23 protein-coding genes and 1 pseudogene are annotated in these 24,033 nt (G+C 69.4%); 14 read left to right on the forward strand and 10 right to left on the reverse strand.

Annotation, left to right across the window (positions count from 1 at the left end):
• The first annotated feature begins 26 nt into the window (after positions 1 to 26).
• The 10 genes from L3Q67_RS10750 to L3Q67_RS10795 all read left to right on the forward strand — a co-directional run bounded on the left by L3Q67_RS10750 (position 27) and on the right by L3Q67_RS10795 (position 11,056).
• On the forward strand, positions 27 to 953 hold the full coding sequence (locus tag L3Q67_RS10750; protein ID WP_499189371.1) for a glutamate ABC transporter substrate-binding protein: 927 nt from the start codon (positions 27 to 29) through the stop codon (positions 951 to 953).
• 2 nt (positions 954 to 955) lie between these two features.
• A complete protein-coding gene (locus tag L3Q67_RS10755) occupies positions 956 to 1,600 on the forward strand; it encodes an amino acid ABC transporter permease (protein ID WP_209663434.1) in 645 nt (214 codons plus the stop codon).
• Positions 1,597 to 2,427, forward strand: a complete 831-nt coding sequence (locus tag L3Q67_RS10760) for an amino acid ABC transporter permease (RefSeq protein WP_499189372.1) — start codon at positions 1,597 to 1,599, stop codon at positions 2,425 to 2,427. Before L3Q67_RS10755 ends, L3Q67_RS10760 begins: the two co-directional genes overlap by 4 nt.
• 903 nt (positions 2,428 to 3,330) lie before the next feature.
• Positions 3,331 to 5,016 carry a murein biosynthesis integral membrane protein MurJ gene (gene murJ / locus L3Q67_RS10765; protein ID WP_499191496.1) on the forward strand — a complete coding sequence of 562 codons (1,686 nt, stop codon included), beginning with the start codon at positions 3,331 to 3,333 and terminating at the stop codon, positions 5,014 to 5,016.
• Positions 5,017 to 5,127: 111 nt separating this feature from the next.
• Positions 5,128 to 6,681 (forward strand): protein kinase family protein, encoded by a 1,554-nt coding sequence (locus tag L3Q67_RS10770; RefSeq protein ID WP_499189373.1) that lies wholly within the window; start codon positions 5,128 to 5,130, stop codon positions 6,679 to 6,681.
• A 43-nt stretch (positions 6,682 to 6,724) separates the two neighbouring features.
• Positions 6,725 to 7,375, forward strand: coding sequence for an RNA polymerase sigma factor SigM (gene sigM, locus L3Q67_RS10775; RefSeq protein WP_499189374.1), 651 nt, complete (start codon positions 6,725 to 6,727; stop codon positions 7,373 to 7,375).
• On the forward strand, positions 7,372 to 8,166 hold the full coding sequence (locus L3Q67_RS10780; RefSeq protein WP_499189375.1) for an RsmA family anti-sigma factor: 795 nt from the start codon (positions 7,372 to 7,374) through the stop codon (positions 8,164 to 8,166). The genes sigM and L3Q67_RS10780 overlap by 4 nt, the downstream gene beginning before the upstream one ends.
• A 134-nt stretch (positions 8,167 to 8,300) precedes the next feature.
• Positions 8,301 to 9,296, forward strand: a complete 996-nt coding sequence (gene trxB, locus L3Q67_RS10785; protein ID WP_499189376.1) for an NAD(P)/FAD-dependent oxidoreductase — start codon at positions 8,301 to 8,303, stop codon at positions 9,294 to 9,296.
• Between the two features lie 31 nt (positions 9,297 to 9,327).
• The gene (gene trxA, locus L3Q67_RS10790; RefSeq protein ID WP_499189377.1) at positions 9,328 to 9,651 is read left to right on the forward strand and encodes a thioredoxin family protein; all 324 of its coding nucleotides are present in this window, start codon (positions 9,328 to 9,330) and stop codon (positions 9,649 to 9,651) included.
• A 265-nt stretch (positions 9,652 to 9,916) separates the two neighbouring features.
• Positions 9,917 to 11,056 (forward strand): N-acetylmuramoyl-L-alanine amidase, encoded by a 1,140-nt coding sequence (locus tag L3Q67_RS10795; RefSeq protein WP_209663426.1) that lies wholly within the window; start codon positions 9,917 to 9,919, stop codon positions 11,054 to 11,056.
• Here L3Q67_RS10795 and L3Q67_RS10800 read toward each other — a convergent pair.
• Positions 11,053 to 11,244, reverse strand: a complete 192-nt coding sequence (locus tag L3Q67_RS10800; RefSeq protein ID WP_499189378.1) for a hypothetical protein — start codon at positions 11,242 to 11,244, stop codon at positions 11,053 to 11,055. The two genes, L3Q67_RS10795 and L3Q67_RS10800, sit on opposite strands and share 4 nt — an antisense overlap.
• 360 nt (positions 11,245 to 11,604) lie before the next feature.
• A complete protein-coding gene (locus L3Q67_RS10805) occupies positions 11,605 to 12,240 on the reverse strand; it encodes a GNAT family N-acetyltransferase (RefSeq protein WP_499189379.1) in 636 nt (211 codons plus the stop codon).
• Between the two features lie 198 nt (positions 12,241 to 12,438).
• Between L3Q67_RS10805 and L3Q67_RS10810 the strand changes: the two genes are divergently transcribed.
• Together L3Q67_RS10810 and L3Q67_RS10815 are read left to right on the forward strand one after the other, a co-directional pair.
• The gene (locus L3Q67_RS10810) at positions 12,439 to 13,761 is read left to right on the forward strand and encodes an aminotransferase-like domain-containing protein (RefSeq protein WP_499189380.1); all 1,323 of its coding nucleotides are present in this window, start codon (positions 12,439 to 12,441) and stop codon (positions 13,759 to 13,761) included.
• A 26-nt stretch (positions 13,762 to 13,787) separates the two neighbouring features.
• Positions 13,788 to 14,732: a D-alanine--D-alanine ligase family protein gene (locus L3Q67_RS10815; RefSeq protein WP_499189381.1), complete on the forward strand. Its 945-nt coding sequence runs from the start codon at positions 13,788 to 13,790 to the stop codon at positions 14,730 to 14,732.
• A gap of 121 nt (positions 14,733 to 14,853) precedes the next feature.
• Here L3Q67_RS10815 and L3Q67_RS10820 read toward each other — a convergent pair whose 3' ends face one another.
• The 3 genes from L3Q67_RS10820 to rsmG form a co-directional block, all read right to left on the reverse strand.
• Positions 14,854 to 15,822, reverse strand: a complete 969-nt coding sequence (locus L3Q67_RS10820; protein WP_499189382.1) for a ParB/RepB/Spo0J family partition protein — start codon at positions 15,820 to 15,822, stop codon at positions 14,854 to 14,856.
• A complete protein-coding gene (locus tag L3Q67_RS10825; RefSeq protein WP_499189383.1) occupies positions 15,819 to 16,733 on the reverse strand; it encodes a ParA family protein in 915 nt (304 codons plus the stop codon). Before L3Q67_RS10825 ends, L3Q67_RS10820 begins: the two co-directional genes overlap by 4 nt.
• A gap of 63 nt (positions 16,734 to 16,796) precedes the next feature.
• Entirely contained in the window at positions 16,797 to 17,471 is a 675-nt protein-coding gene (rsmG, locus tag L3Q67_RS10830) for a 16S rRNA (guanine(527)-N(7))-methyltransferase RsmG (RefSeq protein WP_499189384.1), read from the reverse strand.
• A 627-nt stretch (positions 17,472 to 18,098) separates the two neighbouring features.
• On the opposite strand from rsmG, the pseudogene L3Q67_RS10835 reads away from it, so the two are divergent.
• Positions 18,099 to 18,569: pseudogene (locus tag L3Q67_RS10835) on the forward strand (IS110 family transposase); the annotation flags it as partial.
• 597 nt (positions 18,570 to 19,166) lie between these two features.
• Here L3Q67_RS10835 and L3Q67_RS10840 read toward each other — a convergent pair.
• Genes L3Q67_RS10840 through rpmH form a run of 5 tightly spaced genes read right to left on the reverse strand, consistent with a single transcriptional unit; the run spans position 19,167 to position 21,777 of the window.
• A complete protein-coding gene (locus tag L3Q67_RS10840; RefSeq protein ID WP_209663419.1) occupies positions 19,167 to 19,727 on the reverse strand; it encodes a Jag family protein in 561 nt (186 codons plus the stop codon).
• 25 nt (positions 19,728 to 19,752) lie between these two features.
• Positions 19,753 to 20,898 carry a membrane protein insertase YidC gene (gene yidC / locus L3Q67_RS10845; protein WP_499189385.1) on the reverse strand — a complete coding sequence of 382 codons (1,146 nt, stop codon included), beginning with the start codon at positions 20,896 to 20,898 and terminating at the stop codon, positions 19,753 to 19,755.
• Positions 20,899 to 20,902: 4 nt separating this feature from the next.
• Entirely contained in the window at positions 20,903 to 21,223 is a 321-nt protein-coding gene (gene yidD, locus L3Q67_RS10850; RefSeq protein ID WP_499191497.1) for a membrane protein insertion efficiency factor YidD, read from the reverse strand.
• A complete protein-coding gene (gene rnpA / locus L3Q67_RS10855) occupies positions 21,214 to 21,618 on the reverse strand; it encodes a ribonuclease P protein component (protein ID WP_499189386.1) in 405 nt (134 codons plus the stop codon). Before rnpA ends, yidD begins: the two co-directional genes overlap by 10 nt.
• Positions 21,619 to 21,633: 15 nt before the next feature.
• Positions 21,634 to 21,777, reverse strand: coding sequence for a 50S ribosomal protein L34 (gene rpmH, locus L3Q67_RS10860; RefSeq protein WP_113695296.1), 144 nt, complete (start codon positions 21,775 to 21,777; stop codon positions 21,634 to 21,636).
• A gap of 576 nt (positions 21,778 to 22,353) precedes the next feature.
• Here rpmH and dnaA point away from each other — a divergent pair.
• Entirely contained in the window at positions 22,354 to 24,033 is a 1,680-nt protein-coding gene (gene dnaA, locus L3Q67_RS10865; RefSeq protein WP_499189387.1) for a chromosomal replication initiator protein DnaA, read from the forward strand.

Genomic DNA, 24,033 nt, shown 5'->3' on the forward strand with positions numbered 1-24,033 from the left:
ATGAATGGTGAGGGGCTACGCGAACCATGGCAGCGTCAAGAACCCGCAGGATGCTCGTGCTCACCTGCGCCATCGCCACCCTGAGCACGGCGGCCGCCTGCTCTTCCGAACCCGGCGCGCTGCCGGGTGCACCCGGCTCGACCGGCCAGGGGATCATCGACCGCGCGCCGGTCGCGACCGCGGAGGCCATCGCCGCCAGCCCGACCGCCATGGCGATCAAGCAGCGCGGTCAGCTGCTCATCGGCGGCTCGCTGGACGCGCCCCTGCTCTCGCAGCAGAACCCCGCCACCGGGGAGACCGAGGGCTTCGACGCCACCCTGGGCAAGCTGCTGGCCAAGTACATCATCGGCTCGCCCGACGCGAAGGTCGTCAACTCCAGTTCCGAAACGCGTGAGGCGCTGCTGCAGAACAGCACCGTCGACGTGGTCTTCCAGACCTACACGATCACCCCGCAGCGCGCGCAGAAGGTGGCCTTCGCCGGCCCGTACCTGATGTCCGGCCAGGCGATCGCCACGATGAAGGACAAGACGGCGATCAAGAAGCCGTCCGACCTCAACGGCAAGAAGGTCATCGCGGGCGCGAACACCCCCGGCATCGAGGCGATCAAGCAGCAGGCCCCGAACGCGGACATCGTCAGCTTCGCCACCGACCCGGAGTGCGTGCAGGCGCTGGAGCAGAACCGCGGTGAGGCCTACGTGCAGGACCTGACCCTGCTCGCGGCTTCGGCCAGGCTCAACGACAAGCTCCAGATCGTCGGCGAGCCGTTCACCAGCGACCCGTACGGCATCGGCCTCAAGCTCGGCGACGACGCGTTCAAGCGGTTCGTCAACGACTGGCTGGTCCAGTTGCAGCAGGCGGGCATCTGGCAGCAGGTGTGGAAGGACTCGCTGGGCACCGTGGTGTCCGGTGAAGCGCCGGCGCCCCCCGCCATCGGTTCCGTGCCGGGCTCCTGACGTTGGACGTACTGCTCGACAACCTCGGCACCTTCGCCGAGGGGGTGGCGACGACGGTTGAGCTGACAACGCTGTCATTCCTCGGTGCCCTCGCCATCTCGCTGGTCATCGTCACGTTCCGGGTTTCGCCGGTGCGGCCGCTGCGCCTGTTCGGCACGGCCTACGTCGAGGTCTTCCAGAACGTGCCGCTGCTGCTCTGGATCCTGTTCTTCGTCTTCGGCCTGCCGAAGCTGGGGATCCGGTTCGAGCTGTTCACCACCGCGGTGCTGGCCGTGGCGATGTACTCGGCGGCCTACTACGCCGAGGCGCTGCGGACCGGCATCAACACCGTGGCGGCCGGTCAGGCCGAGGCCGCGCGAGCGCTCGGCCTCGGCTTCGGCCAGTCGCTGCGGTGGGTGGTGCTGCCGCAGGCGCTGCGCTCGGTGGTGCAGCCGCTCGGCAACCTCACGGTGATGCTGCTGATGAACACCGCGCTGGCCGCCGGGGCCGGGCTGGTCGAACTGAGCACCGCGGCCAACCGCGTCAACCTGGTCGAGGCCGAGCCGATCCTGATCTTCTCCGGCGCGGCGGTGGTCTACGCCCTGCTCGCGCTGCTGATCACCACCGCCACCCGGTTGCTCGAGCGGAGGCTGGTGATCCACCGGTGAACGTGCTGTTCGACGAGCCGGGCCCGCGGGCCCGGCGCCGGATCCGGGTCGCCACCGCGGTCAGCGTGCTGGCGGGCGCGCTGCTGTTCGCGCTGGCCGTCCGGCAGTTCGCGATCAACGGCGAGCTGGACTGGAAGAAGTGGGCGCCCTACACGCAGTGGCCGAACTGGCGCTACCTGCTGACCGCGCTCGGCCAGACCCTGCTCGCCGCCGGGTTGTCCGCGGGCCTCGGCGGCCTGGCGGGACTGCTGCTCGCCGTCGCCCGGGTGTCACGGAACGTGGTCGTCAGCGGATTCGCGCGGGCGTACATGGAGACGGTCCGGGTCATCCCCGCGGTACTGCTCATCTACGTCGTGCTGTTCGTGCTGCCGAGCCTCGGACTGGACCTGCCGCTGCTGTGGAAGCTCGTGGTGCCGCTGGCGGTGTCGAGTTCGGCGCAGTTCGGCGAGATCTTCCGGGCGGGCATCCTCTCGCTGGACCGGGGGCAGGGCGAGGCCGCGGCCGCGCTCGGGTTGAACAACGGTCAGGCGATGCGGCTGGTCATCCTGCCGCAAGCGCTGCGACGAGTGGTGCCGTCGCTGGTCAGCCAGACCGGCGGCGTGCTGAAGGACACCTCGCTGGGCTTCTTCGTCAGCTACGCCGAGCTGCTCTTCAGCGGCAAGGTGCTGATCGGCTACTACCAGAACCAGCTGCTCATCCAGACCTACCTCGTCATCGGGGCCATCTACTTCACCGCCAACTACGCTCTGTCGCGCTTCGCCCGATGGCTCGAACGACGCGGTAATTCGAACCGCCCACCCCGCGGCCATTACCCTGGGCATCGTTGAGTAGGCAGCCGATGGATTGGGCACGTGTTGGACAGAGAGCCGGGCTCGCCACCGGAGCGACCCGGGCGACAGCGGTCTGACCGGCCACCCCAGGCCACGCCGCCTCGACCCGAACGCTCGGAGCGACAGCAACCGCCCGACCGGACCCCGCCGGCCAGGGCGCAACGGCCCACGCCCGCGGACGGCCGCCCCCGCCAGGTACCCGTGCGGAAAACTCCGCCCCCCACCCGCGCGATGCCGGTCCCTCCACCCCCACCCCGCCCGGACGGCCGCCCGATCCCGGATGGCCGCCCAATTCCGGACGGTCGGCCAGGCCCCGACGGTCGCCCCCCGCTGGATGGCCGTCCTGGTCCCGACGGCCGTGGCCCCGATGGTCGCCCGGCCCCCGACAGCCGCCTGGGCACCGATGGGCGCCCGGGCACCGGCGGCTGGCCGGGAATCGACGGCTGGCCCGATGCCCGCCCGGGCCCGGATGGCCGCCCGGCCCCCGATCGCTTCGACGGCCCTCCGGTTCGCGACGGCCGCCCGGCGCCGGACGGCCGGTCCGGTCGCGACGGCCGCCCCGGTCCGGACGGTCGTCCCGGTCCGCCCGTGGATCGCCGTCCCGGACCGCCACCGCCGCCGCCGAACAGCAGGCCGGGGGCACCGCCGGTGCATCCCGATCAGCCCGGCCGCCCGCAGGTCAGCGGCCCCCACGCCCAACCGGGCCAGCCCCGCGGCCCGCTGCGCCCGCCGCCGCCGATCCCGCAGCGGCCCCCGCGACCCGAGCCGCCGGTCCGCCCGTGGAACCGCGATCGCCCCGACGGTCCGCCACCCCAGCGGCCCCGGGTCGAATACACCCAGCTCATCCCGGTCGACCGCGGCCTGCCGCCCGGCGCGCGCTGGCCCACCGCCGACCCGGACATGCACCGGCCGTACGACGAGTACGCCACCCGCTTCATCCCGCGCATCTCCGACGGCGTCACGCCGACCGAGGCCCAGCCCAGCGGTGGCGCGAGCGGCACCCCGTCGCTGGCCAAGTCCAGCGGCCGGATGGCGATCGCCACGCTGACCAGCCGGATCACCGGGTTCGCCTGGAAGGTGATGCTCGGCGCGGTGGCCTCGCTCGGGGTGATCTACGACTCCTTCACGGTGGCCAACACGCTGCCGCTGATCATCAACGAACTGCTGCTCGGCGGCGTGCTGACCAGTGTCGTGGTGCCGTTGCTCGTCCGCTCGCAGGACGACGAGGACGGCGGCGAGGCCTACACCCAGCGCTTGCTCACCATGGCGACCACGGTGCTGCTGCTCGGCACCGTGCTCTCGGTCGCCTTCGCCCCCCAGGTCACCGGCCTGCTGATGGCCGAGGGCGGCGGGGGCAACTCGGAGGTGGCCACCTGGTTCGCCTACCTGCTGCTGCCCGGCCTGCTGTTCTACGGGTTGTTCGCGGTGCTCTCGGCGATCCTGAACGCCAAACAGATCTTCGGGCCCGCCCAGTGGGCCCCGGTGATCAACAACCTGGTCATCTTCGTGACCATCGGCCTCTACGCCATCCTGCCCGGTGACCCGACGCTGGTGCCGTCGAAGATGAGCGAGCCGAAGGTGCTGGTACTCGGCCTCGGCGTGCTGACCGCGATGACCGTGCAGGCACTGTTCCTGCTGCCCGCCCTCAAGCGGTCCGGCTTCAAGTTCAAGTGGCGCTGGGGCCTGGACTCGCGGCTGAAGGAGTTCGGCGGCCTGGCGATGTGGATCTTCGCCTACGTGGCGATCAGCCAGATCGGCATGATCATCAACACCAACGTGCTGACCAGCGGGCAGGCCGGTGGTGTGTCGATCTACTCGAACGCCTGGCTGCTGTTCCAACTGCCGTACGGGATCATCGGCGTCTCGCTGCTGACCGCGATCATGCCGCGGATGAGCCGTGCGGCCGCCGACGGCGAGACCAAGAAGCTCGTCGCCGACATGTCCTACGCCTCGCGCATCTCCACGGTGATGCTGGTGCCGATCTCCGCGGTGATGACCGTGGCGGGCACGTCGATCGGCGTCGCGCTGTTCGCCTGGGGCAAGGGCGAACTGGCCGACGCCGAGCGACTGGGCCAGGCGCTGGCCGTGTCGGCCTTCGGCCTGCTGCCGTACGCGCTGGTCATGCTGCAGATGCGGGTGTTCTACGCGATGAAGGACTCCCGCACGCCGACGCTGATCATGGTGGTGATGACCGGGGTCAAGATCCCGCTGCTCTACCTGTCCTCGGCGCTGCTCGCGCCGCAGCACATCGTGCTCGGCGTGATGATGGTGAACTCGCTCGTCTTCGTCATCGGCGCGATGCTCGGGCAGGTTTGGCTCTGGGTCCGCCTGGGCAACCTGCGCAGCAAACGGGTACTGGGGGTGATCCTGTTCACCATCGTCGCCAGCGCCGCCGGAGTCGGTGCCGCGCTGGTCGTCGGCATGATCGTGCCCGACGCGCTGGGCGCCACCCTGCAGGCCTGGGTGCGGCTCGTGCTCCAGGGCGTGGTCGGGATCGGGGTCTCCTTCGGTGTGCTGATGGCTTTGAAGGTCGAGGAGCTGAAACCGGCGACCTCGAGAATCACCCGGTTGATCAAGCGGGGGTAACGATTTCGGCGTGGAACGGCATAGTGCTCGTGTCACATTCACGTACCCTCGGTTGGAGAAATGCAGGAGAGTGCGGTGGACACGAGCCGAAAAGAAGGGGGTGCGGGGAAGGTGGGAGCCCGTGCCCGGAGTGGACCGCTGGCGCCCGGGGCCGTGGTCGGCGACGGCCGCTACCGCCTGCTGGCGCAGTTCGGCATCGACGAACGCGCCGACGCGCACCTCTGGCGCGCTCGTGACGGCCAGCTCCGGCGCGATGTCGCACTGACCCTGCTCGTCGGCGACCCGGCCGACGCGGACGCCGCCCGCTCGGCCCGCCGCACCCTCGAACGCGCCGCGCACGCCGCCAAGTTCAACCATGACGGGGTAGCCCGCGTCCTCGATGTGCTGAACCTCGGCAACGGCATCACCTCCAGTGAGGGCCTGCTCGGCATCGTGGTCGCCGAATGGACCAAGGGCAGCGACCTGGTCGACCTGGTCGCGGACAAGCCGGTCGAGCCCGCCGCCGCCGCACGCATGGTCGGCGCGCTGGCGCAGGCCGTGGAGCAGGCCCACCAGTCCGGTCTGGTGCTCGGCCTCGACCACCCGCAGCGCCTGCGCCTCACCCCGGACGGCGCGCTGCGCCTCGCCTTCCCCGGTCCGCTGCCCGACGCCACCCTGCGCGACGACGTCAAGGCCATCGGCGGCGTGCTGTACCTCCTGCTCACCGGCCGCTGGGCGCTGCCGGGCGGGCCGCCCGCCATTCCGAGCGCGCCCCACGCGCCGAACGGCCGGATCGTGCCGCCGCGGTCGCTGCAGTCCCGCGTGCCGCAGACGCTTTCGTCGCTGGCCGTGCGCACCATCGAGGACGGCGGGCACGGGGGCATCCGCACCAGCTCGGCCATCCTCGCGGTGCTCGGCCAGGCCGCCGAGGAAGAGGAACGCACCCAGCTGATCAACCAGGTCGGCGCCCCGCCGGAGGAAGAGGCCGACCCCGACGGCGCGATCTGGACCACGAAGAAGCCGGTCAAGGACTCGGCGCGGCGGCGGAAGCTGGCGCTGGGCGTGACCGTGCTGGTGGTGACCGCGGTCGGCATCCTGGCCTGGCTCGGCATGCTGGCGATCTCGTTCTTCCAGGAAAGCCCCGAAGCCGGTGGCCCGACGGTGAACGTCGCCGAGCCGACGCCCACCGCGGCACCCGATCCCGGCGGCAACCCGGCTCCGCCGCCTGGGGAGCAGCCCGCCGGCGGTCCGCCGGTGAAGCCGGGGAGCGTCAACGTCTACAACCCCAGCGGCGAGGGTGATGCCCCGGCGCGGGCGAAGAACGTGCTCGACGGCAAGCGCGACACGTTCTGGCGCACCGACGAGTACCGCCAGCAGTTCCCGGACCTCAAGCCCGGCGTCGGCCTGCTCCACAGCTTCGACCAGCCGGTGAAGCTGAGCGCGGTGAAGATCGCCGCGGACAGCCCCGGCACCACGGTGGAGATCAGGACAGCGGACAAGAAGAACCCCAAGTTCGCCGAAACGCGCCTGGTCGGAGCGGGTGAGCTGACCGGACCCGACACCGAGATCAAGATGCAGGGGCCCGCCGAAGGCCGGTACGTCATCGTGTGGATCACGAAGCTGGGTACCGACGGCGACAAGCACGTCACGCAGATCAACGATTTGGAGTTTTTGTCGGCTGCCTAGTGTCCCTCGTGTGGGGGAAGGGGTAGTCGATAGGCTCTCAGGAGTGACCGCTGCAACTCCCACGGACGCCGCGCTCATCGCGGCGCACGCCGCGGGCGATCCACATGCCTTCAGTGAGCTGGTCCGCCGACATCGAGACCGGATGTGGGCCGTCGCCCTGCGCACCCTGCGAGATCCCGAGGAAGCGGCCGACGCCCTGCAGGACGCCTTCATCTCGGCGTTCCGCGCGGCCGGCAACTTCCGGGCCGAGTCGCAGGTGACCACCTGGCTGCACCGCATCGTGGTGAACGCCTGCCTCGACCGGGTCCGCCGCCGTCAGGCGCGGCCCACCGTCCCCCTGCCCGAGACCAGCCACAACGAACCGGCCACGCCCCGCGATTCGATGTCCGAGCGGGAAACCCGCCTGGTCATCAAGGAGGCGCTGGACCACCTGCCCGAGGACCAGCGCGCCCCGATCGTGCTGGTCGACGTGGAGGGGTACTCGGTGGCCGAGACCGCGGCGATGCTCGGAATCGCCCAGGGCACGGTGAAAAGCCGGTGTGCCAGGGGCCGCGCCAAGCTCGCCAAGGTTCTCGGACATCTGCGGAACCCCGACGCGGAACCCGGCGTCCCAACTAACGAAAGCAAACATGACCGCACCGAGCGGCGTGTGACGCGTCCGCTCGGGACGCAGGGTCAGAGGGAGGGACGATGACGGACGAGAGTCGGGGGATTGGCGGGGCCGTGGGCCCGCCTTGGTCTGTCGACGTGCTCGCCGACCTGCATGCGGGAGTGCTCGATGAGCGGGAGGCGGCCGAGCTGTGGCCGCTCGTCCGCGCGGACGCCGAAGCTTCGGCGATCATCGAGGCGCTGGAGTCCACCACGGCCGATCTCGCCGCCCTCGGTGACGCCGACGTGGACCCCATGCCGGCGGAGTTCGCGGCGCGGCTGGACGCCGCGCTGGCCGAAGAGATGGCGCGGTCGGCGGGAAACGCCGGTCCGGCGGTGGCGGAGCCGATGGCACCGCCGGTCGCGCCCGTGGTCGGCATCGACGTCGCCCGCCGCAAGCGCCGGGCGAAGATCGCCGGCTGGGGCGCCGGCGTGGTCGGCATCGCGGCGGCGGCCATCGCGGCGATCGCCATCGCGGTCCCGGGAGGTAGCGGCGACAGCACCGGTCAGCCACCGGCTGCGCAGCCGCCACCCGGCCTCGGCTCGAACGAGCCACCGCTGGCGCTGCAGCAGGACAACATCCCGATCGGCGAGATCATCGGCTCCACCGGGAAGACCGACTACGGCCCGCTGGGCACCCAGGACCGCGTCGACCAGTGCCTGACCGAGCAGGGTTTCGACCCCGCGGTGAAGCCCGCTGGCATCCGCGGCGTCACCGTGGACGGGCAACCGGCGACGATGGTGATCCTCACGCCCGGCGTCATCGGCCAGTTCCAGCTGGTCGCACTGACCCCGGACTGCCAGAAGCTGATGGACAAGACGGTCGGCGGAAAATAGGCGCCTGAGCAGGGGCGGCACCTTCGAGGTGCCGCCCCTTTCTCGTGAGCTGCGGTGTGCGTCACCCCTCGGGAACACCGCGACCTACGATCGTGTTAGGCCAGGTACACGGCTACTACGAGCGGAGGCAAAGGGTGGCTGCAGAGGACGTTCGGAACCTGATCATCGTCGGATCGGGTCCCGCCGGCTACACCGCGGCGGTGTATGCGGCGCGCGCGCAGCTGGACCCGCTGGTGTTCGAGGGGTCCCAGTTCGGCGGGGCGCTGATGACCACCACCGAGGTGGAGAACTACCCCGGTTTCCGCGATGGCATCCAGGGCCCGGCGCTGATGGAGGAGATGCGCGAGCAGGCCAAGCACTTCGGTGCCGACCTGCGTGCCGAGGACGTCGAGGCGCTGGACCTGACCGGCGAGGTCAAGTACGTCACGGTCAACGGCAAGCGGTACGCCGCGCGGGCCGTCGTGCTGGCCATGGGGGCCGCCGCGCGCTACCTGCACGTGCCGGGGGAGCAGGAGCTGCTCGGCCGCGGGGTCTCGTCCTGCGCCACCTGTGACGGCTTCTTCTTCCGCGACCACGACATCGCCGTGGTCGGCGGCGGCGACTCCGCGATGGAGGAAGCCACCTTCCTGACCAAGTTCGCGAAGTCGGTGACCATCGTGCACCGCCGCGAGGAGTTCCGCGCCTCGAAGATCATGCTCGAGCGCGCCCGCGCCAACGACAAGATCAAGTGGGCGCTGAACAAGGCGATCACCGGTGTCGCCGGCGAGGACAAGGTCAGCGGGCTGAAGCTCGAGGACACCCGCACGGGTGAAACCTCGACCCTCGACGTGACCGGCTTCTTCGTCGCGATCGGGCACGACCCCCGCAGCGAACTGGTCCGCGGACAGGTGGATCTGGACGACAACGGGTACGTGGTGACCCAGGGGCGCAGCTCCTACACGAACGTGGACGGCGTGTTCGCCGCCGGCGACCTGGTCGACCACACCTACCGGCAGGCGATCACCGCGGCGGGCTCGGGCTGCGCGGCGGCGATCGACGCGGAACGCTGGCTCGCGGAGCACGCCGTGACCGAGCAGGCGCAGGAAGCGCCGGAGCTGGTCGGCGGGGGCTACGGCCCCGGCGCCAACTGAAACTTTCCGGTCCACCGATGAAGGAGAGATGATGGCCGACACGGTCAAGGTGACTGACAAGAGCTTCACCGACGATGTCCTGACCAGCGAAAAGCCGGTCCTGGTGGACTTCTGGGCGACCTGGTGCGGCCCGTGCCGCATGGTGGCCCCGGTGCTGGAGGAGATCGCGGCGGAGCACGGCGACAAGCTGACCATCGCCAAGCTCGACATCGACGAGAACCCCAACACCGCGCGTGACTACCAGGTCATGTCGATCCCGACGCTCATCCTGTTCCAGGGTGGCAAGCCGGTGAAGCAGATCGTCGGCGCGAAGCCGAAGGCCGCGCTGCTCTCGGACCTGTCCGAGGTGCTGTGACGCGGGGTTGAACCAACCCGCCCGGGTGAACCGTATCGAATGGTGCGGGGCACCCGGGCTTTTTCGCGTACCCGCGCCGGTCAGGCCGTCACACCAGCGGGGTTCGCGGCGATGAACCGGTTACCCGGTCCGATGACCGGGAGCACGCTAGGCAACCCTGCGCGCTCACCGAGAGTTCGCAGGGCACAATAGAACTCCAGGGCTTTGCTGCCCAGTGAGAATTCGCCCAGCGCCGATTCGGCGCCCAAGGAAGAGCGAGGAGTGCATGCGGGTACTCCGCCGCGGTGACGCCGGCCCCGATGTCGCCGAGATCAGGTCGATGCTGGCCGCGCTGGATCTGCTGCCCCCGGTGAACGGTTCGCCCGGCTCCTTCGACATGGCGGTGGAACAAGCCGTGCGGGCGTTCCAGCAGCGCCGGGGCCTGATCACCGACGGGATCGTCGGCCCGGCCACCTACCGGGCCCTGCGTGGCGCCAGCTACCACCTGGGCAGCCGCCCGCTGGCCTACCTGATCTCCGCGCCGGTGCACGGTGACGACGTGTTCGCGCTGCAGGAGCGGCTGACCGAGCTCGGCTTCGACGCCGGCCGCCCGGACGGCGTCTTCGGCCCGCAGACCGAGCAGGCGCTGCGGACCTTTCAGCGCGACTACGGCCTGGTCGTGGACGGCATCTGCGGTGGCGGCACGGTCCGCGCGCTGCGGCAGCTGTCCCCGCGCGCCCGCGGTGGCCGCCCGGTGTTCCTGCGCGAGCAGGAGCAGGTCCGGCGCTCCGGCCCGCGGCTGCGTGGCAAGCGCATCGTGATCGACCCCGGCCACGGCGGTCAGGACGGCGGTGTGGTCGTCGGCAACCTGCGCGAGGCCGACATCGCCTGGGACCTGGCCCGGCGGCTCGAAGGCCGGATGAAGGCCACCGGCATGGAAGCCCTGATCTCCCGGGGCCCGGACCACAGCCCGGCCGAAGCCGACCGCGCCGCCTTCGCCAACGAGGCCGGGGCGGACCTGTTCCTTTCGCTGCACAGCGACCAGAACCACTCGCCGTACGCCCAGGGCGTGGCGAGCTTCCACTACGGCACCGGCAACGGCACCAGCTCCACGGTCGGCGAACTGCTCGCGGGCTTCATCCAGCGCGAGCTGGCCGCGCGCACGGGTCTGCTCGACTGCCGCGCGCACCCGAAGACCTGGGAAATCCTGCGCATGACCCGCTGCCCCGCGGTGCGCGTGGAGATCGGCTACCTGACCAACCCGGACGACCGGCGGCGCATGTCGGACCCGGCCTTCCGGGACGTGGTCGCCGAAGGCATCCTGATCGCGGTGAAGCGCCTGTACCTGCTGGGCGAGGGCGACCAGCCCACCGGCACCTTCACCTTCGCCGACGTCCTCGCCTACGAACTGGCCAAGGCCGACTAACCCCCGGTCAACTCGAGAAACCCCCCGATCCCCCGCGGCGGCGGCCCGACCACCACAGTCGGGCCGTAATCCGCGCCGTCCGCGGCGAACGGGAACTCCGCGAACCGAACGGCACGCACCACCTCGGCTCCGCGCTTGAACACCACGATGCCGCCGTGCTCACCGCCGTCGATCTCGGACAGGTCCAACCGCCCACCGGCACCTCGTCGCTTCTTCTCAGGCGCCCGTCCGCGCTGATCACCACCGCGTCCCCGTCGCGGACCGCCTGTTCGAGCAGTTCGTCGCCTCCCCGCTCTACGCGGCGATCTGCACCGGCATCGTTGCCCTCCCCGGCACGACGGCATGGCGAACAGCACACCGATCTCAGAAAGTGCTGTGGCGAGAACCGACTGTAACCGAGCCGAGATGGCCGGTTAAGCACCTTTCGCGGACGGTCTTGAACACCAATCAGCCGGAGCAGTACCAGAGGACACAGCAGCACCTGGGGACAACTGGGCACAAATCTGTGGACAACTCGTCACACTGTTCACAAACTGTGGATAACCCAGTCAGGAGCGGGCGATGCTCGGCTCGGCGGTGGTGATGGTCACCTGACCGAGCAGGCGCTCGAGCGCCGCTTCGACGTCTTCCTTCCAGGAGATCGCCGACCGCAGTTCCAACCGCAGGCGCGGGAACTGCGGGTGCGGGCGCACGGTCTTGAAGCCCACCGCCTGCAGGAACTCGGCGGGCAGCACGCAGGCGTGCTCCGAATTCGGCATGGGCTCCGTGGCGCCGAAGGCCTCGATCGCCTTCACGCCACGCCTGGTCAGATCCTTCGCGACGGACTGCACGAGCATCCGCCCCAGCCCGCTACCGCGGAACTCCGGCGCGATGTGGAAAGCGGTGAGCAGCACGGCGTCCGGTCCGGGCGGTGAAGTGGGGAAGGCGTTCGCCCTCGGCACGGCGTTCGGCGGGGCGTAGAGCACGAACCCGATCGGCAGCGTGTCGCTGTAGACGATGCGCCCGCAGGAACCCCATTCCAGCAGCACGCTGGACACCCAGGCTTCCTTCTCGACCTCGGTCTCGCCGAACTCCTCCGCCTGCGCCTTCAGGTGCGGCGCGACTTCCCAGTACACGCACCGCCGGCAGTGCAGGGGTACCTGGTCCAGGTTGTCCAGCGTGACGCCCACGACGCGTCGCGACACCCGACGACCTCCCCTGAGTTGCGAACCCCTTGCGGGAGCACGGTTCACCGCAAGAGCAAACCGGCCCGGGATCACAGGATAGGGGGATGTGATGAGCACCGGAAGAGCCGAGGACCGGAAGAGGGGATGGTTACACTCGATGGATCTACGTATGAGTAGCACCGACCATGCCGGCCGACAGCGTTTGCGAAGTGCCCGATGAGCGAAAAGCGCCCAGCAAGACAGCCGCAGAGCGGCCACCACAACCTCGACCCGCACCTGCCGCGGTACGCCGCGCGCACCGCGGGCATGACGGCGTCGGAGATCCGAGCGCTCTTCGCGGTCGCCAGCCGCCCCGAGGTGGTATCGCTGGCCGGCGGCATGCCGAACCTGGCCGCGCTCCCGCTGGACTCGCTGTCCTCCCAGATGGCCGAGCTGATCGCGAACGACGGCCTGGTCGCGCTGCAGTACGGCTCGGCGCACGGGGTGCCCGCGCTGCGTGAGCAGATCTGCGAGGTGATGGCGCTCGAGGACATCAGCGCGCACCCGGACGACGTCGTGGTCACCGTCGGCTCCCAGATGGGCCTGGACATGGTGACCCGGCTGTTCTGCGACCCGGGTGACGTGGTGATCGCCGAAGGCCCGTCCTACGTCGGCGCGCTCGGCTCCTTCGCCGCCTACCAAGCCGAAGTCGTGCACGTCGCGATGGACGGCCAGGGGCTGGTGCCCGAGGGGCTGCGCGAGGCGCTCGACCAGTGCCGCAAGCACGGCAAGCGCGTCAAGTTCCTCTACACCATCCCGAACTTCCACAACCCCGCCGGCGTGACGCTCGCCGTCGAGCGGCGCGCGGAAATCCTGGAGATCTGCCGCGAACACGACGTGCTGGTGGTCGAGGACAACCCGTACGGCCTGCTCGGTTTCGACGGTCAGACGTACCCGGCGCTGCGGTCGATGGACCCGGACAACGTGGTCTACCTCGGCTCGTTCTCCAAGACCTTCGCCTCCGGCTTGCGCGTCGGCTGGGTGCTCGCGCCGCACGCCGTGCGCGAGAAGCTGGTGCTCGCGGCGGAGTCCGCGACGCTGTGCCCGCCGACGCTCAACCAGCTGGTCGTCTCGCGCTACCTGGCCACGCACGACTGGAAGGGCCAGATCAAGACCTTCGGCGAGAACTACCGCGAACGCCGTGACGCCATCCTGTCCGCGCTGGAGCAGCACATGCCGCCCGGCTGCTCGTGGACGCACCCCGACGGCGGGTTCTACGTGTGGGTCACCGTGCCGGAAGGCGTCGACACCAAGGCTATGCTGCCGCGCGCGGTGACCGCCCGCGTCGCCTACGCCTCGGGCACCGGGTTCTACGCCGACGGGTTCGGCAGCAGGCAGATGCGCCTGTCGTACTGCTACCCGACGCCGGAGCGCATCAAGGAAGGCGTGCGCAGGCTCGCCGCCGTGCTCGAATCCGAAATGGACCTCATGCGCACCTTCGGTAGCGTGAACCCCCGCGTGGTGTCCGGGCCGGAAAACCCGTCGCCCGACACCGCCTGACGACCACGAATCCAAGGAGTTCCCCGGTGGCCGAACGCACCGTTGCCGTGCTCGCTGGCGGTTTGTCCCACGAACGCGACGTTTCCCTGCGCTCCGGCAGGCGGCTTTCCGCCGCGCTGCGGTCCCAGGGGCTGGGCGTGGAGGAGTGGGACACCGACGCCGGTCTGCTCGAACGGCTGCGCACCCAGCGGCCGGACGCCGCCGTTGTCGCGCTGCACGGCGGCCAGGGGGAGAACGGCTCGGTGCAGACCGTGCTGGAAATGCTGGGCGTGCCGTTCGTCGGCACCAGCTCACAGGGCTGTCGCCGCGCCTGGGACAAGCCGACCGCGAAGGCGGTGCTCGCCAAGGCGGACTTCGCCACGCCGGACTGGGTCGTACTGCCGCACAGCACTTTTCGCGAACTGGGCGCGCAGGCCGTGCTCGACGCGATGGTCGAGCGGCTCGGCCTGCCGCTGATCCTGAAGCCGGATCAGGGTGGCTCGGCGCTCGGTACCCAGGTGGTCCGCGACGCCGCCGAACTCCCGGCGGCGATGGTCGGCTGCTTCGCGTACGGCGACACGGTGCTCGCCGAGCGGTTCGTGGACGGCGTCGAGGTGGCGGTCGCGGTCATCGAAACCGAAACCGGTCCGACCGCGCTGCCCGCGGTGGAGATCGTGCCGGAGAGCGGGGTGTACGACTACACCGCTCGCTACACCGCCGGCCTGACCGACTTCTTCGCGCCGGCCCGGCTCACCGAGCAGTCGGCGAAGGCGGTCGGCGAACTCGCGGTCGCGGCGCACCAGTTGCTCGGGCTTCGCGATATTTCGCGGACCGACGCGGTGGTCGGCGCCGACGGGACCGTGCACTTCCTCGAAGTGAACCTGTCGCCCGGTCTCACCGAGACCTCGACCGTGCCGATGGCGATCGAAGCCGGCGGCGGCTCGCTCGGCACGGTGTTCGCCGAACTGATCGACCGCGCGATCTCGCGCTGACGCCAACGCCGGATCGGACCGATCCGGCGACGCGATCTTCGATGCCGCTGCGTGCTCGTGGATCAACGCTGAGAAATCATCACCGTGACGAAACGACCCGGGGTGATCCCTAATCGGTTTTCTATGTCCGATTTGTCTTGTTCGGATCCATCAAGGCCACGATCCGTTCGAGGTCGTCGACCGACCCGAACTCGACCACGATCCGGCCCTTCCGGCGGCCGAGGTCGACCTTGACGCGGGTGTCGAACGTGTCGGAGAGCCGCACGGCGAGATCCTGCAACCCTGGCGCCTGCATCGGCTTGCGGGGAGCGGGCTTCGCCTTGCGCGGCGACTCGCTCTTTTTGAGCGTCACCGCCTCCTCGGTCGCGCGGACCGACATGCCTTCGGCGACGATCCGAGTCGCGAGGTCCTCCTGGTCCTCCGCGCTCTCCAGCGACAGCAGGGCACGCGCGTGACCGGCTGACAGCACGCCGGCGGCGACCCGGCGCTGCACCGGCAGCGGCAGCTTCAACAGGCGGATGGTGTTGGTGATGACCGGCCGGCTGCGGCCGATGCGGCCCGCGAGTTCCTCGTGGGTCACCTCGAACTCGTCGAGCAGCTGCTGGTAGGCGGCGGCTTCTTCGAGCGGGTTGAGCTGAACCCGGTGGATGTTCTCGAGCAGCGCGTCACGCAGCATCGCCTCGTCGGCGGTCTGCCGGACGATGGCCGGGATCTTCTCCAGATCGGCCTGCTGCGACGCCCGGAGGCGCCGCTCGCCCATGACGAGCTCGTACTCGTCGCCCGGCAGCTGGCGCACCACGACGGGCTGCATGAGCCCGAACTCGCGGATCGAGTGCTCCAGCTCGGCCAGCGCGTCCTCGTCGAAGACGTGCCGGGGCTGCTTCGGGTTCGGCTTGATCGCACTGATCGGCACCTCGCGGTAGACCGCTCCGGCGACCTCACCGGCCGACGCGGGCGCCGACCCGTTCTGCCCGTTCTCAACCGCGGGGGCCGACTTCAGCTCGACCGGCTTGCCCTCGGCGTTGACCGGACCGGTGGGGATCAGGGCGGCAAGGCCACGTCCGAGCCCACCCCTGCGTTCGGCACTCATCGCTTCTCACCGTTCTTCACACCGCGCTCGGCGATCTCACGCGCCGCGTCCAAGTAGCTCAGCGCCCCGCGAGAACCGGGGTCGTAGGCGAGGATCGTCTGGCCGTAGCCAGGCGCCTCGGAGACCTTCACGCTGCGGGGAATGACCGTCCTCAGCACGACCTCGCCGAAGTGGTTGCGGACCTCCTGGGTCACCTGGTCGGCGAGCTTGGTGCGCCCGTCGTACATGGTGAGCAGGATGGTGGACACGATCAGCTCGCGGTTCAGGTGCTGCTGGACGAGCTCGATGTTGCTGAGCAGCTGCCCGAGTCCTTCCAGGGCGTAGTACTCGCACTGGATCGGGATGAGCACCTCCTGCGCGGCGACCATCGCGTTGACCGTCAGCAGGCCGAGCGACGGCGGGCAGTCGATGAACACGTAGTCGACGCCGAGCTGGTCGATCGCTTCGCTCGTCAGCGCCTCCTTGAGACGCGTCTCGCGGGACGCCATCGAGACGAGTTCGATCTCGGCGCCCGCGAGGTCGATCGTGGCGGGCACGCAGTAGAGGTGGGGGGACTGCTCGCTGATCGCCGCGGCGTCCGCCAGGGTGACCTCGCCGAGCAGCACCTCGTAGACCGAGGGGGTGCCCGAGCGGTGTTCCACGTTGAGCGCGGTGCTGGCGTTGCCCTGTGGGTCGAGGTCGACGACGAGCGTCTTGAGCCCGTGGACAGCGAGGGCGGCGGCGAGGTTGACCGCGCTGGTGGTCTTGCCGACCCCGCCCTTCTGGTTGGCGACCGTGAGGACGCGGCGGTGATCCGGCCTGGGGAGTCGGTAGGACTCCGGGTGCAGGACCCGCGCGGCGCGCATGGCTTCTTCCGCGATCGGAGTCCACCCCACGTCATGTCCGGTGTTTGCTGACGACGGTGGGTTCACCGGCCGAAGCACCTCCTCGATAGGGACGAGCTGTTCTGGATTCGTTTCACGTGGAACATCTCCTCAACGACGGCGCTTCGTCTTCTCGGGTGAGACGCGGGGGATCAGCACCACGGTGGTCGGCACATCGAGCAGGCCGCCACCGCATTCCGCCACCGTCGCTTCACCACCACCGGCCTTGCGCACCGCGAGCCGGTCTCGCGTTATCTCCTCCGCGGCGCTCGATCCCTTCAAGGCGAGCAGCGTGCCGCCGGTGCGCACCAACGGCAGGCACCAACCGGCGAGCTTCGCCAGGGGAGCGACCGCCCGCGCGGTCACTACGTCACGCTCGGCCGCCACGGCCCGGACGGCTTTCTCCTCCGCTCGCCCACGCACCACGGTGACGGACGACGACAGATCCAGCTCGTCCACGACTTCGGCGAGCCAGTCGACGCGCCGCGCCATCGGCTCGATGAGCACGATATCGAGGTCCGGTCGAGCGATCGCCAGCGGAACCCCCGGAAGCCCAGCCCCGGACCCCACGTCGGCGACGCGAGCAGCGGTGCTGATCTTCTCGCCGATCACCGCGGAGTTCAAGATGTGGCGCCCCCACAACCGCTCGACCTCACGGGGTCCGATCAGTCCGCGATCGACTCCGTGCTCGGCCAGCATTGCCGCGAACCGCTCAGCCACGGGAAGACGCTCCCCAAACACCTGTTCTGCCGCCGCCGGCGTACCGATGACGTCTTCCACACCCACTCAGAACTCCTCTTCGACCGCCGTTTCACGTGAAACGACGTGCCCCCGATTGTCCCCGATCCCCACCCCAAACCCGCGCGACGCACCCACAGATGTGCACCATCCCACGCACAGTTCCACGTGAAACACACTCAGCCGCGCACCCACCCCAGCCGCGCCGCCGGACGACTCACCCCAGCGCTCCACGCCACACCCACACCGGCCCACGCAGGCAACCCACGATCTACAACCCCCGCCACTCCCAGGGGGGCGTCCCCAAACTCACTCTACCGCCGCACCACTCTCACAACGGCGGCCGGAGCCGATCTGTGGATGACCGCCTCCCTTGTGGACAGGCCGCCTCAGTTTCACGTGAAACGCGCCGAGCGCGACGTGTCGGCGTCCCGGGAGAGCACCTCGTCCTTGTCGATGCCAAGGTGCGCAGCGAGCTCGCACGACGCCGGCCGGGGCGCTGCGCCAGTTCGGTGCTGGCGATGCTGATGGTCAGGTGCAGTTCCTTGAGCCGACGCGACACCGGATCACCCAGCCGGTGTACGTCTGCCGATGCTGACGCCCCGTTTCACGTGAAACGCGAGGGTCGATCAAGGGGACGCTCGACGTCAGGGGAAGCGGGGGCCCACCGGGACCGGTCTCAGGGAGCATCACGCCGCCGACCTGAATCCGGCAGGGAAGCGGCTGCACGACGCGCCGCTGCCCAACACCGAGCCCAAGCTGCGGGCGATGTTCGACAAGCTCGCCACTCATGGACCGGTCCTGGTCGTCGTCGATCAGCCCGCGACCATCGGTGCTCTGCCGGTGGCGGTGGCCCGCGCCTACGGTCACGAAGTTGCCTACCTGCCGAGGCCGCCGATGCGCCGGATCGCCGACCCCGGCAACGCCAAGACCGATGCCCGCGACGCCTACATCATCATCGCCGACGCTGCGCGCACCTTGCCGCACACGCCGCGCCAGCTCGGCGTCGATGACGACGCGCTTGCCGAGCTGAATGTGCTCATCGGCTACGACGATGATCTCGCTGCCGAGGCGACCCGGATCAACAACCGCATCCGCGGACTGCTCACCGGTATTCACCTCGCCCTCGAACGCGTCCTCGGCCCATCGCGACGCTGGAGATCCGGAAACCTCGCTGTCTACGCCGGGACCGCCCCGGCTACCCCGACGCTCCGGCATGCTCCGCAGCAAGACGTACTACCGGGCGCCCACAACAGCCGCGGCGGCATAGCATTGGTTGGAACTCACATGGCGGGCTGGTTCATCATCTGGGCCAGTGGCGAAGCCGAACTCGAGGTCGAAGACTTCGACATCAGCGTTGTCGACCGCGTTCATTACGACCTCGCCAACACAGAAGAACTCAGCGCCCGCCTGGACGATCTCATCCGCAGGCTGACCGAGTAGACCTGAGGAACCCTCCCGGTTGACAAACCGTAGGGACCCCTACCTGTGCGGCGAGCGAACCAGTCGGCTCGTGATCAACGCGGCAAACTGCTGCGAGACGGAGGATGGATCTGGAGGCGGTCGGATCAAGTGGATGGCGTGCACGCAGCGCGCGCAGGCATCTGCCAAGCACGGCTCGCGGCTCTGAACCAATAAGTCTCAGCAGGAAGGCCGGGCGCGGCAACCGGGGAGTAGCACTCGGCTGGAAAACGAAGCGGCCCGCCGGAAGGTGTCCGGCGGGCCGCGTCAGGTGGTGCGATTTCAGGAGGGGAAGACCACCACTCGGCGCTTCGGGTCCTCGCCTTCGCTTTCGCTCCGCACGCCGTCGATGGCGGCGACGGCATCGTGGACCACCTTGCGTTCGAAGGGGCTCATCGGCTGCAGCCGGACTCGCTCGCCGCTGGCCAGCACGGTCTCCGCGGTGGAGCGGCCCAGCTCGCGCAGTTCCTCCCGGCGGTCCGCCCGCCAGCCTGCGATGTCCAGCATGAGCCGGCTTCGCGAGCCCGTCTCCTGCTGGACCGCCAGGCGCGTCAGCTCCTGCAGGGCTTCGAGGACGTTGCCCCGCGAGCCGACCAGCTTCTCCAGGTCTTCACCGCCGTCGATGCTGACGATGGCCCGGCCGGCTTCGACATCCAGGTCGATGTCACCGTCGTAGTCCAGCAGATCCAGCAGGCGCTCCAGGTAGTCGCCCGCGATGTCGCCTTCCTTCACCAGGAGGTCGTCATCCACACCGTTCTTCGCCGGAGCCGCAGGAGCTTCAGTCGCCTCGGCGACCTCGGTCTCCTCGCTCTCGGTGTCGACCGCTTCGGCCGTTTCCGCCATGCCTTGTCTCCTCTCCAGCCCGCGCTCAGCGGCGCTTCCGGCCAGACTTCTTCGTTGAGTCGCTGATCAGGCCGGGCACGCCCGTGCCGTTCTCGTTGGAGTTCGAGTTCGTGTTCGAGGGGGAGTCCGAATTCGGCGCCGAGGCGGAGTTCGGCTTCTTCGCCGCGCCGGACCCCTTCTTGCCGGCGGCGGTGCTGCCCTGGGCGAAACCGTGCGGGGAGCCGGGCTTCTTCTTCGCCTGCGACTGGCCCGGCTTGTCCGCGCCGGTCTGGGCCGCCGGGTTCTTCTTCTGCACCGGCTTCTGCCCGACCTTGGGCTTCTGGCCGACCTTCGGCGCGATGGTGTTGCGCTTCTCGATCGCCTCGGTCTTCTTCTTCTCCTCTTCCTTGTCGATCTTCGTGTAGACCAGGCGCTGCTGCATGAGGGTCCAGCCGTTGTTCGCCAGCCAGTAGATCAGCAGGCCGATCGGGAAGAGCGCGCCGAAGACGAGCACACCGAGCGGGAAGATGTAGAGGGTCAGCTTGTTCATCATCGCGGTCTGCTGGGTCGCCGACGCCGGGTTCTGGCGGGCGACCGAGTGCCGCGCGGTCAGGTGGGTCGCGATGGCCGCGACGATCATCAGCGGGATCGCGACCGGCGCCACGTACCAGTGCCAGCCACTCGACGCCGATTCGCCCGCGAGGATCTGCGTGTTGTGGATCGCGTCGCCGAGGTTGACGCCGAACAGCTTCGCGTTGACGTAGGACTCGACGCCGCCCTTGTCGAAGAAGTAGTTCTCGGTCTTCTCCCCGCCGTTCGGGTTGACCGTGAACATCCGCAGCACGTGGTTCAGGCCGATGAACACCGGGATCTGCAGCAGCATCGGCAGGCAGCTGCCGAGCGGGTTGACGCCGTGCTCCTTCTGGAGCTTCTGCATCTCCAGCGCCTGGCGCTGCTTGTCGTTGGCGTACTTCTTCTGGACCTTCTTGATCTCCGGCGCGAAGTCCTGCATCTTCTTCATCGACCGGACCTGGTTCACGAACGGCTTGAACATGATGCCGCGGACGGTGAAGGTCAGGAAGATGATCGCCAGGACCCAGGCCACGGCGCTGGCCTCGCCGAACACCAGCCCGAATACCTTGTGCCAACACCACAGGATGAAGGACACGGGGTAGTAGATGAAGTCGAGCACTGAACTACTCCTCGGTAGATGTACCAGGTCGGTGGTGGCGCCAGGTGAAGACCTCGGGTACCGGGTCCCGGCCGGGAGGGGTCCACGGCCCGCAGCGCAGCAGCCGGCGCACCGCGAGATAACTCCCGCGGGCAGCGCCGTGCCGGGTCAGTGCTTCCTGCGCATAGGCACTGCAGCTGGGGTAGAACCGGCAGCTGGGCGGCAGGAAGGGAGAGATCGCTTTGCGGTAGAAGCGCACCGGGAGCAGAAGAACCCACGCGACCGGGCCCGGCCGCGGCACGGGTGCCGGGCTGCCCTCATCACTTCGTGTTTCGCTCACACCGATGGCCCGTCTACGCGCGAGGGTGGATCCTTGCGTGCCCCGCCGGCGGAACCGGGCACGAGGCCGAGCCGGCGCAACGCCGAGTCGAGATCCGAACCGAGTTCCGCGCTGGTGGCGGTGGCAGCGGCAGGCAGGGCCCGAACGACCAACGAGCTACCACCCGGAAGCGTTCCAAGCCGCGCGGATACGAGATGACGCAACCGCCGGGCCACCCGGTGGCGCACCACCGAGTTCCCGACGGCCTTGCTCACGACGAAGCCCGCCCTGCTGCCACTGGCACCTTCCGCGTCGCCCGGGATCGCGTGGACCACCAGGCGTTTGCGTCCGGCCCGGACGCCACCGCGCATGACCGAACGGAAGTCTTCGCTCCGCCGCAGTCGAGCGGTGGCCGGCAACATGGCGGGCCGCCGGGATCAGGCGGACAGTTCTTGACGGCCCTTGCGACGACGGGCCGCCAAGATGGCCCGGCCGGCACGGGTCCGCATGCGCAGCCGGAACCCGTGGGTCCGCGCGCGTCGGCGGTTGTTCGGCTGGAAGGTGCGCTTACCCTTTGCCACGGTCGACTTCTCCTGCTCTCTGACTCGCCGACGCCTGCGGGCAGACGTGAAACCGGGCGAGCGCGTACGTGTGTGTTCGTCTCCTGCTCCGGCCGCGACCCCACCTCGGTGGCGGGAAAGAACACGGGCACGCGAAACGAACCCGCTGCCTGCGGGAGACCTTACGAGGGTACGCACCCGGCCCGGTGACACTGAAACCGGCCCCTCGATAACACACGGCGACCGCGTCGGCCGGGGCGGGCGGGCCACGGTGGAGGGTCGGCTGGCGACACGCCGTGCACCGTGAAAAGCTGGCCCACGACCACGTCTTGTGGCATCGGGCGAGGCTTGTTAGCGTGCCTCTCCTCGGTCACGAGCCCCGGTCACCGGGGCAGGTCCTCGCCGGTCGGGAGCGGGTGGGAAGCTCGCCGCCGGTAGATCACCGAGCCGCCGGGTGAGGCGGCTGGGCATCGCCGTACATTAGTACACAGTTGTGGACAACTTGTGGATACCTGCTGCGCGGGTTCGGCTTGGGGATAGGGTAGACCGCTCCGTGTGAGTGAACCGCGGATGGACGAGGGGAGGGGAACAGCACAGGTGTCCGACCACCAGTTGAACCTGGGTGTGGTCTGGGAGCAGGTCGTCCGCGAACTGTCCGACAGCACGCTCTCCCCCCAGCAACGCGCCTGGATGCGCGTGACCAGGCCGATCGGCCTGCTGGACGGCACCGCGCTGCTCGCCGCCCCGAGCGACTTCGCCAAGGAAGCCATCGAACGCGCCCTGCGCGAACCGATCACCGACGCGCTCTCGCGCCGCCTCGGCCGCGCGGTCTCGCTCGCGGTCAAGGTCGAGACGAACGACGGCGCGATGGGTGGTCCGCCCGTGCCGCCACCACCCAGCCGGTACGCGCCATCACCCCAGCGGGTGGACAACGGTTCCGCGCCGCGTTCGCCGATGCCCGGCCCGCGTCCCCAGACCCCGCGGCCGATGCCCGGTCCGCCGCCGGCGCCCCCGCTCGAAGGCTCGGCGATGCCCCCCGGCATGCCGCCCACCCGCACCCCCCGGCCGGACCCCGGCGGGCTCTCCCGTTCACACGATCAGTCGGATTCCCTCGACGACGGTGACGAAGAGATAGACGAAGAGGGCGAGGCGCTCGCCACGGTGCACGAGATCTGGCCGACCTTCTCCGGCCAGCCGGTGGCCGGGCAGCCGTACACCGCGCCCGCGCAACCGCAGACCTCGAAGACGCGCCTCAACGAGAAGTACACCTTCGACACCTTCGTCATCGGTGCTTCGAACCGGTTCGCGCACGCGGCCTCGGTCGCCGTCGCCGAAGCGCCGGCCCGCGCGTACAACCCGCTGTTCATCTGGGGCGAGTCCGGCCTCGGGAAGACGCACCTGCTGCACGCCGTCGGGCACTACGCCCAGCGCCTGTTCCCCGGCATGCGCGTGCGCTACGTCTCCACCGAAGAGTTCACCAACGACTTCATCAACTCCCTGCGCGACGACCGCAAGGTGGCCTTCCAGCGCCGCTACCGCGACATCGACATCCTGCTCGTCGACGACATCCAGTTCCTCGAGGGCAAGGAAGGCACGCAGGAGGAGTTCTTCCACACCTTCAACACCCTGCACAACCAGAACAAGCAGATCGTGGTCTCCTCCGACCGGCCGCCCAAGCGGCTGGAAACCCTGGAGGACCGGCTGCGCACGCGGTTCGAGTGGGGCCTGATCACCGACATCCAGCCGCCCGAGCTCGAGACCCGCATCGCGATCCTGCGGAAGAAGGCCGCGCAGGACCGGCTCGCGGTGCCCGGTGAGGTGCTGGAGTTCATCGCGGCCAGGGTCGAGGCGAACATCCGCGAACTCGAGGGCGCGCTCATCCGCGTCACCGCGTTCGCCTCGCTGAACCAGCAGCCGGTCGACGTCGGCCTCGCCGAGATCGTCCTGCGCGACCTGATCCCCGATTCGCACGCACCGGAGATCAGCGCGCCGACCATCATGGGCGTCACCGCGGAGTTCTTCGACGTCTCGCTCGACGAGCTCTGCGGCCCCGGCAAGACGAAAGCGCTCGCCACCGCCCGGCAGATCGCCATGTACCTGTGCCGCGAGCTGACCGACATGTCGCTGCCGCGGATCGGGCAGACCTTCGGCGGCCGCGACCACACCACGGTGATGCACGCGGCGAAGAAGATCCGCAAGGAGATGGCCGAGCGCCGGCGGATCTACGACCAGGTGCAGGAACTGACCTCGCGCATCAAGCAGCGCGCGCGGCAGTAG

The sequence above is a fragment of the Saccharothrix sp. AJ9571 genome, from assembly GCF_021725495.1.
In the GTDB taxonomy this organism is placed as follows: Bacteria; Actinomycetota; Actinomycetes; order Mycobacteriales; family Pseudonocardiaceae; genus Amycolatopsis; species Amycolatopsis magusensis.